We start from the raw sequence: 14,989 nt of genomic DNA, 5'->3' as shown, positions 1-14,989 counted from the left end.
GGTTCAACTCCTGTTCTTGATTTCACTGGCGGACCGTTCCGTCTGCGCCACTTGCCAATGGCCACGGCGTTTACGCTTGGCCTCGTACATCGCCGCATCGGCGGCATTGAGAAGACTGGCGGGGTCAGCGCCGTCATCCGGGTAATAGGCAATACCGACACTCAGTGAGGTTGCAATGCTGCGGCCGCTGTCCAGCTGCACCGGCAGCTTCATGCTGGCCACGATCTTCTCGGCAATCTGCTCGGCGTCCTTGCGCGACTGCAAAGGTGTCAGCAACACCGCGAACTCGTCACCGCCCAGGCGTGCCACCAGGTCGTGCTCGCGCAGCTGGGCGCGCACGCGGTCGGCCACGCTGATCAGCACTTCGTCGCCCACGGCATGGCCAAGGGTGTCGTTGATCTGCTTGAAGTGGTCGCTGTCGAGGAACAAAAGCGCTAGGTGGTCCCGCTGCCGCGCGGCATTGCGCACACTGCGGTTCAGGCGCCCTTCGAAGAAGGCGCGGTTGGGCAGGCCGGTAAGGCTGTCGTGGCTAGCCTGGTGAGCCAAGGTCTGGTTTTCGTTCTGCAGGTGGCTGTGCCACACCTCCAGTTCGTCCAGCAGGGCATTGAAGTCGTTGCCCAGCTCGTTGAGCTCGGCAATCGGCGCCTCCGGTACGCGCCGGTCGAAGCTGCGCTCGCGGCGGGCGGCGTGGGCGACACTGGCCAGGCCGCGCAGCGGGCGGGTGATATTGCTGAGCAGGCGCCGCGACAGATACTGGGCAGCCAAAGCGCTGAGTATCGTGCAGAACAGGATTCCGGCCAGACCGCTGAGCAGGAACAGCAGCAGGCTACGGCCCTGGCCGACCAGTTCGGTGTGCCCGACTTTTTGTTGCTGGTGCAGGATCGGCAAGTTGACCGGCTCATCCAGCAAGGCCGTGGCCACCTGCACTTCGAGCTTGCCGAGCATGCCCGTATCACCGCGTTGCCAGTGCGCCAGCAGCTCGCCTTCGTTATTGAAGACCTTGGCCTCGGCCACCTCCTCGTTACTGGCGATCAGCGCCAGTGATTCGTTGGCTGCAGCACTGTCATCGAACACCACCGCCGCCTCAACGGTGTAGTTGATCGAGCGGGCGATCAGGTGCAGGTTGTGATTGGCATAGACGCGCAGGGCGAGCACACCCAGCAGCGTAAGCGAAATGCCGGCCAGGCCTACAGCGAGCAAGGCAACGCTGAGGTGGCCACGGCCCAGCACCGAGCGCAGGGTCGGGCGTACGCCCTGCTTGCGGGTCGGCTTCATGGCTGCACCGCCCGGCGCCGCGACAATTGCAGCACGCTGGGGTGGATGCGCACGCCGGAACGCGCCACCGAATCCAGGTTGACTTCAAAGGCCACTTGCTGGTCGCTGACCCGCAGGCAGAACAGGCTGCCGACCGTACAGGGGTCGTTCGCTTCGCTGATGCTCAGAACCGGGTGGCCGCTGATACGCTCGAACAGTTTGTCGCGCTCGCCCTGGTCAAGCTTGCCAATGTAGATGGCATCGCAGGCCTGGGCGACCTGGGTATCCTCTGCCAGCAGCCGCCGCACCTGCAGCGGGCGGCCGGACTCCTGTACATGGCCTTTGATCAGATCATCGGCATACTCGGTGGGGCCGACCAGGCACAGCCGTAAGGGGGAGGGTTCGACCGGCCAGCGGGCATAGCTGAAGATACCCAGTACGACCTGGGTCACGGCCTTGGCGCGTTGCTGGGCCTGGGCGGTGGTTGTGGCGGTATCTGCCCGGGCGCAGCCCATGGAAATGAACAGGGCGGCCAGCAACAGCGAAAGTGCACAGTTTGGCGCTCGCCTCCCGGCCACGTTCATGTGGGAAATCTCTTAGGGTCCTTTCCGGTATCGGCGCAACGATAGCACATAGCCGCTTCCTTGTATGGAAGAGCGGCCAGGTGCATCGGGTTGTATGCCCCTAGACCTGCTCCAGCATCAACCCGGAAATACGCCGTACCTTACGTGCCACCGCTTCTTCGAAAATGCCCTGGCGTGGCTCGACCAGGCTGAAGCAGTGCTTGGCGCGGGTAATGCCGGTGTACACCAGCTCCTTGGTCAGCACCGGGTTGAGCGCATCCGGCAGTACCAGCGCGGTGTGGCTGAACTCCGAGCCCTGGGACTTGTGCACGGTCATGGCGAATACCGTTTCCACTTCGTTAAGCCGGCTCGGCAGGACGAAGCGCACCCCGCCACTGCCATCGTTACGCGGGAAAGCCACGCGCAGCAGCGGCTCGCCTTGCTCATCCGGCAGGCGCAGGGCGATGCCGATGTCACCGTTCATCAGGCCCAGGCCGTAGTCGTTGCGGGTCACCAACACCGGGCGCCCTTCGTACCAGGGCTGCTGGCTGTCGATCAGCCCGGCATTGTGCAGCACCCGCGCCACCCGCTCGTTGAGGCCTTCGACACCCCAGGCGCCGCGACGCACCGCGCAGAGCAACTGGAAGTCCTCGAAGCTGTGCAGCACCTTGCCCGCCCACTGCTCCCATGCCGGGTCGTCAAATGCGGTTTCGAGTGCCGGCCTGTAGCGGCCAAGGGTGCGCAGGTAGCTGCGATAGCCTTGCGGGCCTTCGGCACCACGGTTCAGGCCGTCGAGCAGCAGGCGGTCAAAAGCACGGTCCTGCTCGTGCTTGAGCGCCAGGCTGTGCACATCCTCCGGTGGCGTGGCCAGCAGGTTGCGTGCCGCGTAAGCGTCCTGGCGATTGACCAGCCTGGCCAGTTGACCAATCCCGCTGCCTTCGCCGAAGCGTCGTGAAAAGCGCAGCATTACCACCTGCTGGGCCAGCGGGTTACGCTGCTCATCGCCGGCCTTGAGCCCGCTGCCGGCCAGCGACTCGCCGCTAACCTGCTCCAGCCACGCGGTGGTTGCCGGCGAGTAATAGCCTTCCTCGGCATCCCGGCACAAATCTCCCAGCACCGCGCCGGCCTCGACGGAGGCTAACTGGTCCTTGTCCCCCAGCAGCACCAGGCGTGCCCGTGGCGGCAAGGCATCAAGCAGGTTGGCCATCATTTCCAGGTCGATCATCGACGCCTCGTCGACCACCAGCACGTCCAGCGGCAACGGGTTGCCAGCATGGTGGCGGAAGTGCCGCGAGCCTGGGCGGCTGCCAAGCAGCCGGTGTACGGTGCTGACATCAGTGGGGATTTGCCTGCGGACTTCGGCGCTGACTTGCAGCCGCTCGACTTGCTGGCCAATCGATTCGGTCAGACGCGCAGCAGCCTTGCCGGTCGGTGCGGCCAGGCGTATGCGCAGCGGCCTGCCCAGCTCCACCGCCGGCCCCTGAAGCAAGGCCAGCAGGCGCACGACGGTCGTGGTTTTACCCGTGCCGGGGCCGCCCGTGATGATGCTGAAACCGGCACGGGTGGCCAGCGCACACGCAAGCTTCTGCCAGTCCACCTGTCCTGCTGGCGCCCCGCCCGCGAACAGCTGCGCCAGGCGATCTGACAGGTCGGTCAGCGGCGCTTCGGCTTGGGTCAGGCGCTGGCGCAGGGTATGGTCGATGCGCCGCTCGTAGCGCCAGTAACGGCGCAGGTACAGGCGCTCGCCGCTGAGCACCAGCGGCCGCGCTTGCTGGCCTGGGTTATCGCCGAGTGCCACCAGCGAGCTGGCGGCGATGCGCTGGCGCCAGGCATTCAAGTCGAGGTTGGCCAGCAGCTGCGAGGGTAACAGCAGAGGGCCAGTCAAGGCGTCGCCTTCCGGTGGCAGCGACAGTGCAAAGTCGGGCTCGGCCAGGGTTTGCTGCAAATCGAGGCACACATGGCCATGGCCCAGTTGGTGGCTGGCCAACGCTGCCGCCAGCAACAGCAAGGGGTCACTGCCAGGGGCGCGCTCTTCAAGGAACGACACGAATGCACGGTCCAGGGCACGCAGCCAGCCCCGCTCTACCCAGCGGTCGAGCAGTTGCAGCAGGTCACCGCTGTCATGCTGAGGTGCCAGCGCCAACAGGTGCTCGGCGTGCAGTGGGGTGGGCAAAAGGTCGAGTAGGCTTCGGCTCATGGCGCGACTCCGGCTAACAGGTCCTGCTGTGCGGGCGCGCGCTCGCCACGGAACAGCGCATCCAGGCGTTCAATCAGCTCACGCGGTGGCTTGGCGTGGTACACGCCGTGGCCGCTGCTGCTGGCGCCTCGCAGGAAGATGAACAGGGCGCCACCGACATGGCGGTCGTAATCGTAATCCGGCAGGCGTGCGCGTAGCTGGCGGTGCAAGGCCAGCAGGTACAGCACGTACTGCAGGTCGTAGCGGTGCTCGACGATGGACTTCTCCATGGCCATTGTGTCGTAGGCCTGGATGTCCGGGCCCAGCCAGTTGGACTTGTAGTCGGTCACGTAGTACCGCCCGTCCAGCTCGAACGCCAGGTCGATGAAGCCTTTGAACATGCCGTTGAGCACGGTTGGCTGCGCTGCCGGGCGTGCCAGCCCAGGATGGGTGTGGCGAGCGACCAGGCGGTCGAGTTGTTCGGCGTCGACCTGATGGCTGGCGAACCAGAACTCCATTTCGATCTGGTAATGGCGCAACTGACCGAGCGTTACACTCAGGTCGTTGCCCGGCAACGGCAGCGGCTCGTTCAACAAGCGTTGCAGCCACTGGGTGAGGGTGGGAATCCACCCGGTCCAGTCACGGCGGTTGCATCGCTGGCCAACGATTCGCTCGATCAGCTGCGAGTTGCCGGTGACCTGGCTGAAGCCCTCGCGCCCTGCCCATTCCAGCAGGCCATGGAGGAAGGTGCCCGGGTTCGGCCCCCGTGGAAAGCGGTGGATATCGCCGCTGTCGGGCGGGACCTCGCGCAACACCTGGGCATCGAGCACCTCGTCATCCAGCAATTGCTGGGCCTGCGAGCTGTCGGCGCCGAGGGTCTGGTCGCCGACGCGCAGGGCGCTGTACGACGCGATCCACCAATGCTCGGCTGCTGCGCGGCGAGGCTTGCGTGCAGGCAGCAGCTCACGCTCGGCATGGGGCATGCGATACACCTGCTCATCCGCCTGCGGCAGCCCCGGGCAGGTGATGTGCGGGCACGTCGCCGCCAGCGCCTGCAACCAGCCCGTCAACTGCGTCGATTCGGCCAGAGCAAGGCCGCCCCCCAGCAGGTAGCCAAATGCCGAGCGGTGCAGCTGCGAACGCTTCTGGTTGCCACGCTTGAGGTCGGCAACACCCAGCCAGCAAGCATACTGTGCCCGGGTCAGGGCTACGTAGAGCAGGCGCAGGTCTTCGGCCAGGCGCTCGTCATCGGCGCGCTCGATCTGCTCCTGGTTCGGCGTGAGTGTGAGGTGGGCATTACCGTCGCTGTCATGCCAGGCCAACGGCAGTCGGGTACCGTCGACGGGTTTGCTAATGCAGATGAACGGCAGATAGACCAGGGGATATTCCAGGCCCTTGGACTTGTGGATCGTTACCACCTTGACCAGCTGTTCGTCGCTCTCCAGGCGCAGGATCTGTTCTTCACCGGCCTGCCCGGAACTGGCCAGGTGCTCGGCCAAGTGGCGGATCAACGCCTGCTCACCGTCCAGCTCGCCTGCGGCCTGTTGCAACAGCTCGGCCAGGTGCAGCAGGTTGGTCAGCACCCGCTCGCCATCACTGCGGCGAATCAGCGTGCGCGGCAGATGGAAGTCATGCAGCAGGTGGCGCAACATCGGTAGCACCCCTTGGCGCTGCCAGGTGTCGCGGTAAAGGCGAAAACGCATGACCCAGCCTTCCCAGACCCGCTCGTCCTGGTTCAGCCGGTCCAGTTCGGCCAGCGACAGGCCCAGTGTGAGGCTGGCCAGTGCGGCCTTGAGCAGGCGTTCCGAGTCTGGCTCGGCGCAGGCCTTGAGCCAGGCCAGCAGGTCGTGGGCTTCCTGGGCGGCGAACACCGAGTCCTTGTCGGACAGGTACACGCTGCGCACATCACGCGCGGCCAGCTCGGCGCGGACCATCTGTGCTTCATGGCCATCACGCACCAGGATGGCGATGTCCGAAGGCAGGCAGGGGCGCAATTCGCCCTCGGCATTCTGGAAGCCCGCCGTGCCCTGCTGGCCACCGTTGAGCAAGGCGACGATATGGCTGGCGCAGCTGGCGGCCAGTTGCTGGCGGTAGACGCTGCTGGACACCGGCTCTTCGCTCTCTAGCTGCCAGCATTGCAGGGCTGCGCTGGCTTCACCGCCAATCAGCAGCTGTTCGCCACGGCCCTTGGCATGCACCTCGATGAACGGTAACGGGTTGTCATCGGCCTCGCGGAACAGGAATGCACCCCGCCCCGTTTCACGCGCCTCGGCCTGCAGGAATACCTGGTTGACCGCCGCAACCATGGCTTTGCTGGAGCGGTAGTTGGTGTCCAGGCTGTGCAAGCGGCCGCTGGTGGCGCGCCGCGCAGCAAGGTAGGTGTAAATGTCGGCACCCCGGAAGGCGTAAATCGCCTGCTTGGGGTCACCGATCATGAACAGGCCGGTTTGTGCACGGTTTTCGCTGATATGGTAAATGCGCTCGAAAATACCGTACTGCACCGGGTCGGTGTCTTGGAATTCGTCGATCAGCGCAACCGGAAACTGCTCGCGAATCAGGCTGGCCAGGCGCTCACCGGCCTCGCTGGCCAGGGCGTGCTGCAGGCGCAGGAGCATGTCGTCGAAGCCCATTTCCGCACGGCGGCGCTTCTCCACTTCGAATCGCGCCGATACCCAGCCGGCAGCATGCTCAAGCAACGGCGCATCTGGTTTGTCCAAGGCCTGCAATTGCTGTTGCAGCGTCTGCATGGCGTCGAGGGCCGGGTGGTCGGGCGGTTCGCCCTTCCAGGCTTCAGCCATGCCCGCCGGGGTGAGTCGGGTGAAGCCGGTACCCAGGTCGAGCTCCACCAGATGCTCATCGGCAGCCCAGGCGCAAAGTTTGTCGAACCAAGGTTCGAAGTAACGGGCCTGCATCTTGCGGCCGTCAACCTGCTTGGCGGCCAGTGCATCGCGGCAGATTTGGCGCAGCTCTTCGGCCCACTGCGCCCACGGCGCCTTTAGCCGAGCCAGCTGTTGGTCACGTTGCTGCAGTGACGCCTGGATCAACGCGGCGGGCTCTGGCCCGTCGTGCTGAGCGCGTATGCGGCCAAACAGCGGGCGGATGCGCGGCAGCAAGGCATCGGGGCTCCCCCAGTTGCTGCGGACCCAGGCCAGCGCATCACCGTGCATGCCGTAGCAGAAACGCCGCCAGTAATCGCGCATCACCTGGCCCAGCAGCTCGCTGTGGTCGGTTTCCAGGGTCTGGGTGAACAGGCTGCCACTGTCGAAGGCATGCTCGCGGAGCATGCGCTGGCACCAGCCATGGATGGTCGATACCGCCGCTTCGTCCATCCACTGCACAGCGATTTCCAGGCGGCCGGCACACCGCGGCCAGGCCTCTTGTGGATAATCGTCACGCAGTTGATGCAACAACGGGTCGGCGCCTTCCAGTTCACCACGGAAAAACCGTGCAGCCTCAGCCAGGCGGGCACGAATGCGCTCGCGCAGCTCTTTGGTGGCAGCGTCGGTGAAGGTCACCACGAGGATTTGCGGTGGTAGCAGCTCGCGCTCGAAGCCCTGTTCGCCACCGTGGCCGAGGATCAGGCGCAGGTACAGCGCCGAAATGGTGAAGGTCTTGCCCGTACCGGCGCTGGCCTCGATCAGCTGGCTGCCGTGCAGGGGGAAACTCAGTGCCAAGGGACGGACCTGGGTCATACGCCTTTCTCCGGATTGCCCAAGGTCTGCCAAGGGGCGGTGAATAACGGGCGGTACAAGGTTTCGCACCAGCCTTCGAAGGTTTCGTCAGCGGTGAGTGCGGCAAAGTCACGGAACTGGCGAGCCAGGGCAATGCTTTCACCACGCTCGCCAAAGCTGGTGCGCTCGTCGCCTTCGTAGGCGCGGGCTGCGGCGGCCAGGGCCTTGTCGGCCTCGTCCTGGGCCAACCATGCAAACGCGGTTTTGGCTGCAACGGGCAGAGGCGCATTCATCCCTGCCTGACGGGCCACCAGCAAATCGCCCAACAGTTGCGTGGCCAGCTCGGGCGGCAGCGGTGCAAGCAACAGGGTCAGGTCACTGGCTACCAGTGCACTGTTATAGGGGTAGCCTGCCGCACAGGCGGCCAAGTGCGTGACCCAAGGGGCAATCAGGCGGTGCCACTTGAGGTTGTTGCGCCCGGCACTGATGGTGTTGGGTACGGTGGTGATGCTGAGCAGGCTCTGGTCATCCGCCTGGAACACACGGCCCAGCCAGCCTTCGAGCCGGTGCTGGCCGTGCTCGAAATGCACCGGCAAAGCGCCCTCGACCAGCTGTGGCCAGCGTTGCAGCAACTGCTGGTGACGTTGCAGCAGGTCGGGTAGCGGTTCGATCAGCTCGTGTTGCAGTAGCTCGCCGAAGCCGGCCAGTGGCAACAAACCGCAGGCTTGCAGGCGCCGGGCCTGGGCCTGCAGGGCCTGTTCGGCATTGCCCGGCTCGGCCAGAGCGGCGCCGAGCAGGCTCTCACTGGCACCGTAGCGTTGCAGGGTATCGAGGACAAAGGGTTCTTCGTCCGGGGTCGGCGCCTCCAATGCTTCGAAGTACACCTTCAAACGCTGGCTGAAGAAGTGCCGTACCGGGTGACGCAGGAAGTCATTCAGCTGGGTCAGGCTCAGGGCTTCATCGTCGAAATAAGGTGGCAAGCCTGGGTCGCCCTGCTCTTGCTCTTCGCCTTGCTGGTGCAGCACCTGCCATTCGTGGGCAAAACTGAACAGCGGGCTACCCTTCTGGAAATAGCGGGGGCTGAACGGCTGCAGTGGGTGCTCCAGGGTCAGTGCGTGCAGCAGTTGCTCGCCCGGCTCCGCGGGTTGCCCTTGCTCGGTGCCGGTCAACTGCCAGCCCGCAGCGATGTGATCGCGCAACTGGCCGATCAGTACCGAGGCCGGGCGCTCGCTGTTGTCGCGAATACTGCGCCCGACCCAGCTGACATACAGTTGGTCACGTGCCGACAGCAGCGCTTCGAGCAGCAGGTAACGGTCGTCTTCGCGGCGTGAGCGGTCACCGGGGCGGTAATCGCTGGCCATCAGGTCGAAGTCCAGTGGTTGCTGGGCGCGCGGGTAGTCGCCATCGTTCATGCCCAGCAGGCAGACTACGCGGAACGGGATGGCGCGCATGGGCATGAGGGTGCAGAAGTTGACCGACCCGGCGAGGAAGCGTTGCGACAGCTTGCCCTGGTCGAGGCCTGACAGCCAGGCTTCACGCACCACGGTCAGCGGCAACGGGTCATTCAGCCCAACAGCCTCGCACACTTCAAGCCAGCCATCGCGCAGGTCCTGTAGCTGCATCAGCAGGAATTCGTCGTGCTCATCCTCGGCGAGGAAGAATACCTGCAGCAAGGCGTGCAGGCGCTCCCCCCACTGACTGACAGTGGCAGGCTCGGAAAACGCCTGGCAAGCGACGTCGAGTGCATCGAGCAGTGCGACCAGCGGACCGATCAGTGCTGCGTCCAGGCCTCCGATTTCATCGTAGGGCTCGATGCCATCGCAGGCCTCTCCCACACCTACGGCATAGCCCAGCAGCATGCGCCGCAGGCCGAAGCGCCAACTGTTCTGTTCAAGCCCGGCGGGCAAACCCAGGCTGGCCCGCTGCTCGGCGTTGAGGCCCCAACGAATACCGGCACCCTCGATCCAGCGGTGCAGCGTAGGCAAGTCGTTTTCGCGGATACCGAAGCGGGCACGGACTGCCGGGACGTCCAGCAGGTCGAGCACTTCGCTGACCGCGAAGCGGCTATCCGGCAGTTTGAGCAGGTGTTCAAGGGCAATCAGTAAAGGCTCACGCCCACGCTGGCCTTGGTCGGTGAGCGTGAAGGGGATGTAGCGCGGGTCATTGCGCTGCAACTGGCCGAACACGGCGCGAATATGCGGCGCGTAAGTGTCGATGGCTGGCAGCATGACGATTACGTCACGCGGGCGCAACGTAGGGTCGGCGCTAAAGCGGGCCAGCAGCTGGTCATGGAGAATCTCCACCTCGCGTTGCGGGCTGTGTGCAATGTGGAAGCGGATCGAGCGGTCTTTGCCTGGATCGACTGGTTGCCACAGCTCGCGGGTTTCGGCGAGCGGGCGTAGTTCAAGAATGTCGTCCTGCAACTGGTTGAGCAACGTGGTAGGCGAGCCGTCGCTGAACAGGTCGATGCGCCCATCGCTGAACGCACCCTGGTAGCTGCCCGGGTCGTCATAGCTGTCGAGCAGGTTGATGTAGTCACGGCCCTGTTTGCCCCAGGCGGCCAACAAAGGATGAGCATGCTGGTGCAGCGACTGGTCGTCCAGTTGCAGGGGCATGCCCTGTTTGCGTTGCTGGCGCCTGTACTGGTGGCGCAACAGGTCCTTGTCGGCAACGATGTCGGCCCAGTGGTGGCGGCAGGGGTTGTGCACGCACAGCAATACCTGGCTAAAGCGCGCCAGGCCTGCCAGTGCTTCCAGGGCCTGCGCAGGCAACGAGGAAATGCCAAACACGATCACCCGCGGTGGCAGCCCCGCAGGTGCCTGTTCCAGATTGTTGATGCGCTCGGTGAAGCGCTGATGTACCCCGGCGCGGCTTTGCGCCATGCCCTGCTCACCAACATCCTCCAACAATGCTCGCCACAACTCGGCTTGCCAGCGGTTGCCCGGCGGCAGGGCTTTGCGCTCACCACGGGCAGTATTGAGGATGTGATTGCCAGCAGCCCAGTCCTTGAGCCAGTCGGCGCGGTAAACCTGGTACTGGTCGAACAGGTCGGCCAGCCGCTCGGCAAGCTGGTAGCGCTTGCGCAGGTCGCTGTCGTCATTGAGGAAGCGCTGCAGCGGCTCGAAATGCGGGCGCTCTATCAAGGCTGGCAGCAGGCGCATCAGGCGCCAGGTCAGTGGGGCCTTGTCGAGCAGGGATACTTCGGGAATTTCGTCGTGGCCCAGCACGCTGCGGTACAGCTGCCACATGAAGCTGCCAGGCAGTTGCACATCGATTGCGGCAGCGATGCCGCAGCCACCCAGGTCATTTTCCAGCGGGTCTTCAGCCAGGGCCAGTTTGAGCCATTGGGCGATACCATTGCTTTGGACAAGGGCGATTTCGTTTTCCAAAGGTGCCAAGGGGTAACGGCGCATCCAGCTCACCACCAGGCTGCGTAGGTCATCGAGGCGGTTGCCGTGGACGATCATGAAACCTGGGTTGAGCGTGGTAATAGCCATTGAGCATTCCCTGGAAGGCAGTTGGTTCAGATGCGGAACCATATCACGGGGCGTGGCACGGACCGTGGCACGCTTGGAGACAAATCTTTTCCTGGCCGGAAAAGACAAAACCCCTACCTGCATGCGCAGATAGGGGTTTTGCGAAATTAATCTTGACGATGACCTACTCTCACATGGGGAAACCCCACACTACCATCGGCGATGCATCGTTTCACTACTGAGTTCGGGATGGGATCAGGTGGTTCCAATGCTCTATGGTCGTCAAGAAATTCTGTTGCCAGAATGTTCGTGAACACTCTTGGCCAATTCGGATATGCGATATTTGTGATGTTGCGAACTTTCGGGTCTTTCGTCTTCACCACCACAATTCGGCTTACGCGCAAATTGCTTGGGTGTTATATGGTCAAGCCTCACGGGCAATTAGTATTGGTTAGCTCAACGCCTCACAGCGCTTACACACCCAACCTATCAACGTCGTAGTCTTCGACGGCCCTTTAGGGGATTCAAGATCCCAGTGAGATCTCATCTTGAGGCAAGTTTCCCGCTTAGATGCTTTCAGCGGTTATCTCTTCCGAACATAGCTACCCGGCAATGCCACTGGCGTGACAACCGGAACACCAGAGGTTCGTCCACTCCGGTCCTCTCGTACTAGGAGCAGCCCCTCTCAAATCTCAAACGTCCACGGCAGATAGGGACCGAACTGTCTCACGACGTTCTAAACCCAGCTCGCGTACCACTTTAAATGGCGAACAGCCATACCCTTGGGACCGGCTTCAGCCCCAGGATGTGATGAGCCGACATCGAGGTGCCAAACACCGCCGTCGATATGAACTCTTGGGCGGTATCAGCCTGTTATCCCCGGAGTACCTTTTATCCGTTGAGCGATGGCCCTTCCATACAGAACCACCGGATCACTAAGACCTACTTTCGTACCTGCTCGACGTGTTTGTCTCGCAGTCAAGCGCGCTTTTGCCTTTATACTCTACGACCGATTTCCGACCGGTCTGAGCGCACCTTCGTACTCCTCCGTTACTCTTTGGGAGGAGACCGCCCCAGTCAAACTACCCACCATACACTGTCCTCGATCCGGATAACGGACCTGAGTTAGAACCTCAAAGTTGCCAGGGTGGTATTTCAAGGATGGCTCCATGAGAACTGGCGTCCCCACTTCAAAGCCTCCCACCTATCCTACACAAGCAAATTCAAAGTCCAGTGCAAAGCTATAGTAAAGGTTCACGGGGTCTTTCCGTCTAGCCGCGGATACACTGCATCTTCACAGCGATTTCAATTTCACTGAGTCTCGGGTGGAGACAGCGCCGCCATCGTTACGCCATTCGTGCAGGTCGGAACTTACCCGACAAGGAATTTCGCTACCTTAGGACCGTTATAGTTACGGCCGCCGTTTACCGGGGCTTCGATCAAGAGCTTCGCTTGCGCTAACCCCATCAATTAACCTTCCGGCACCGGGCAGGCGTCACACCCTATACGTCCACTTTCGTGTTTGCAGAGTGCTGTGTTTTTAATAAACAGTCGCAGCGGCCTGGTATCTTCGACCGGCATGAGCTTACGGAGCAAGTCCTTCACCCTCGCCGGCGCACCTTCTCCCGAAGTTACGGTGCCATTTTGCCTAGTTCCTTCACCCGAGTTCTCTCAAGCGCCTTGGTATTCTCTACCTAACCACCTGTGTCGGTTTGGGGTACGGTTCCCAGTTATCTGAAGCTTAGGAGCTTTTCTTGGAAGCATGGTATCAACCACTTCGTCGCCTAAAGGCAACTCGTCATCAGCTCTCGGCCTTGAAATCCCGGATTTGCCTAAGATTTCAGCCTACCACCTTAAACCTGGACAACCAACGCCAGGCTGGCCTAACCTTCTCCGTCCCTCCATCGCAATAACTGGAAGTACAGGAATATTAACCTGTTTTCCATCGACTACGCTTTTCAGCCTCGCCTTAGGGACCGACTAACCCTGCGTCGATTAACGTTGCGCAGGAAACCTTGGTCTTTCGGCGTGCGAGTTTTTCACTCGCATTGTCGTTACTCATGTCAGCATTCGCACTTCTGATACCTCCAGCAAGCTTCTCAACTCACCTTCACAGGCTTACAGAACGCTCCTCTACCGCATCATCATAAGATGATACCCGTAGCTTCGGTGCATGGTTTGAGCCCCGTTACATCTTCCGCGCAGGCCGACTCGACTAGTGAGCTATTACGCTTTCTTTAAAGGGTGGCTGCTTCTAAGCCAACCTCCTAGCTGTCTAAGCCTTCCCACATCGTTTCCCACTTAACCATGACTTTGGGACCTTAGCTGACGGTCTGGGTTGTTTCCCTTTTCACGACGGACGTTAGCACCCGCCGTGTGTCTCCCATGCTCGGCACTTGTAGGTATTCGGAGTTTGCATCGGTTTGGTAAGTCGGGATGACCCCCTAGCCGAAACAGTGCTCTACCCCCTACAGTGATACATGAGGCGCTACCTAAATAGCTTTCGAGGAGAACCAGCTATCTCCGAGCTTGATTAGCCTTTCACTCCGATCCACAGGTCATCCGCTAACTTTTCAACGGTAGTCGGTTCGGTCCTCCAGTCAGTGTTACCTAACCTTCAACCTGCCCATGGATAGATCGCCCGGTTTCGGGTCTATACCCAGCGACTAAACGCCCTATTAAGACTCGCTTTCGCTACGCCTCCCCTATTCGGTTAAGCTCGCCACTGAATATAAGTCGCTGACCCATTATACAAAAGGTACGCAGTCACCTAACAAAGTAGGCTCCCACTGCTTGTACGCATACGGTTTCAGGTTCTATTTCACTCCCCTCTCCGGGGTTCTTTTCGCCTTTCCCTCACGGTACTGGTTCACTATCGGTCAGTCAGTAGTATTTAGCCTTGGAGGATGGTCCCCCCATATTCAGACAAAGTTTCTCGTGCTCCGTCCTACTCGATTTCATTGACAAGAGATTTTCGTGTACGGGGCTATCACCCACTATGGCCGCACTTTCCAGAGCGTTCCACTAATCTCAAATCAACTTAAGGGCTGGTCCCCGTTCGCTCGCCACTACTAAGGGAATCTCGGTTGATTTCTTTTCCTCAGGGTACTTAGATGTTTCAGTTCCCCTGGTTCGCCTCTTGCACCTATGTATTCAGTACAAGATACTCAGCTTATGCTGAGTGGGTTCCCCCATTCAGAGATCTCTGGATCACAGTCTGTTTGCCGACTCCCCAAAGCTTATCGCAGGCTACCACGTCTTTCATCGCCTCTGACTGCCAAGGCATCCACCGTATGCGCTTCTTCACTTGACCATATAACCCCAAGCAATCTGGTTATACTGTGAAGACGACATTCGCCGAAAATTCGCATTTCGCTCATTGCTGAGCAGAACTCACAAATTTTACCTTAGCCTGATTTCCAGCAGTGAAACTGGTCATCAGTCTATATCTATCACATATCCGAATTTTTAAAGAACGATCTGACAAAAGTCAGAAATCAACATTCAAATTGAATGCTCATTTCTAAGTTCTGACAATGAACTGTTACTGCGTAAGTGGTGGAGCCAAGCGGGATCGAACCGCTGACCTCCTGCGTGCAAGGCAGGCGCTCTCCCAGCTGAGCTATGGCCCCGTATTCTACGGCTTAACCATGTAATGGTAGGTCTGGGCAGATTTGAACTGCCGACCTCACCCTTATCAGGGGTGCGCTCTAACCAACTGAGCTACAGACCTATAACAGGGTTGCGTTACAGCATCGTCTTTTACAATGAATCAAGCAATTCGTGTGGGAGCTCATCAGCAGGCTGATGTCGTCGATTAAGGAGGTGATCCAGCCGCAGGTTCCCCTA

General features: G+C 61.1%; 5 protein-coding genes, 2 tRNA genes and 3 rRNA genes (1 of these 10 only partly in view). All 10 read right to left on the bottom strand.

All coding sequences use genetic code 11. The features are described 5' to 3' along the window. Window positions 1-3 precede the first annotated feature (3 nt). Window positions 4-1,275 carry a diguanylate cyclase domain-containing protein gene (locus tag D8767_RS04745; protein WP_016713423.1) on the bottom strand — a complete coding sequence of 424 codons (1,272 nt, stop codon included), beginning with the start codon at window positions 1,273-1,275 and terminating at the stop codon, window positions 4-6. Then, window positions 1,272-1,838, bottom strand: a complete 567-nt coding sequence (locus D8767_RS04740; protein WP_016713422.1) for a YfiR family protein — start codon at window positions 1,836-1,838, stop codon at window positions 1,272-1,274. The genes D8767_RS04745 and D8767_RS04740 overlap by 4 nt, the downstream gene beginning before the upstream one ends. Before the next feature lie 100 nt (window positions 1,839-1,938). Further along, on the bottom strand, window positions 1,939-4,014 hold the full coding sequence (recD, locus tag D8767_RS04735) for an exodeoxyribonuclease V subunit alpha (RefSeq protein WP_028699848.1): 2,076 nt from the start codon (window positions 4,012-4,014) through the stop codon (window positions 1,939-1,941). Further along, window positions 4,011-7,685, bottom strand: coding sequence for an exodeoxyribonuclease V subunit beta (recB, locus tag D8767_RS04730; protein WP_121757801.1), 3,675 nt, complete (start codon window positions 7,683-7,685; stop codon window positions 4,011-4,013). Before recB ends, recD begins: the two co-directional genes overlap by 4 nt. Next, window positions 7,682-11,161: an exodeoxyribonuclease V subunit gamma gene (recC, locus tag D8767_RS04725; protein WP_028699846.1), complete on the bottom strand. Its 3,480-nt coding sequence runs from the start codon at window positions 11,159-11,161 to the stop codon at window positions 7,682-7,684. Before recC ends, recB begins: the two co-directional genes overlap by 4 nt. 150 nt (window positions 11,162-11,311) lie before the next feature. Then, window positions 11,312-11,427 (bottom strand): 5S ribosomal RNA (gene rrf / locus D8767_RS04720). Between the two features lie 133 nt (window positions 11,428-11,560). Then, window positions 11,561-14,453: ribosomal RNA gene (locus tag D8767_RS04715) — 23S ribosomal RNA — on the bottom strand. A 243-nt stretch (window positions 14,454-14,696) separates the two neighbouring features. Beyond that, a tRNA-Ala gene (locus tag D8767_RS04710) sits at window positions 14,697-14,772 on the bottom strand. 24 nt (window positions 14,773-14,796) lie between these two features. Next, a tRNA-Ile gene (locus tag D8767_RS04705) sits at window positions 14,797-14,873 on the bottom strand. A gap of 85 nt (window positions 14,874-14,958) precedes the next feature. Further along, window positions 14,959-14,989: ribosomal RNA gene (locus tag D8767_RS04700) — 16S ribosomal RNA — on the bottom strand (it continues 1,506 nt past the right edge of the window). The 16S, 23S and 5S rRNA genes sit together here with 2 tRNA genes alongside, the layout of an rRNA operon.

The sequence above is a fragment of the Pseudomonas sp. LTGT-11-2Z genome, from assembly GCF_003691445.1.
Taxonomy (GTDB): domain Bacteria; phylum Pseudomonadota; class Gammaproteobacteria; order Pseudomonadales; family Pseudomonadaceae; genus Aquipseudomonas; species Aquipseudomonas monteilii.
The sequence above is the reverse complement of the archived record's forward strand: the minus strand, read 5'-3'. Positions and strand labels throughout refer to the sequence as shown.

Coding starts and splice junctions, on each gene's coding strand:
- D8767_RS04745 (WP_016713423.1), bottom strand. CDS start 1,275: ATGAAGCCGACCCGCAAGCAGGGCGTACGCCCGACCCTGCGCTCGGTG.
- D8767_RS04740 (WP_016713422.1), bottom strand. CDS start 1,838: ATGAACGTGGCCGGGAGGCGAGCGCCAAACTGTGCACTTTCGCTGTTG.
- recD (WP_028699848.1), bottom strand. CDS start 4,014: ATGAGCCGAAGCCTACTCGACCTTTTGCCCACCCCACTGCACGCCGAG.
- recB (WP_121757801.1), bottom strand. CDS start 7,685: ATGACCCAGGTCCGTCCCTTGGCACTGAGTTTCCCCCTGCACGGCAGC.
- recC (WP_028699846.1), bottom strand. CDS start 11,161: ATGGCTATTACCACGCTCAACCCAGGTTTCATGATCGTCCACGGCAAC.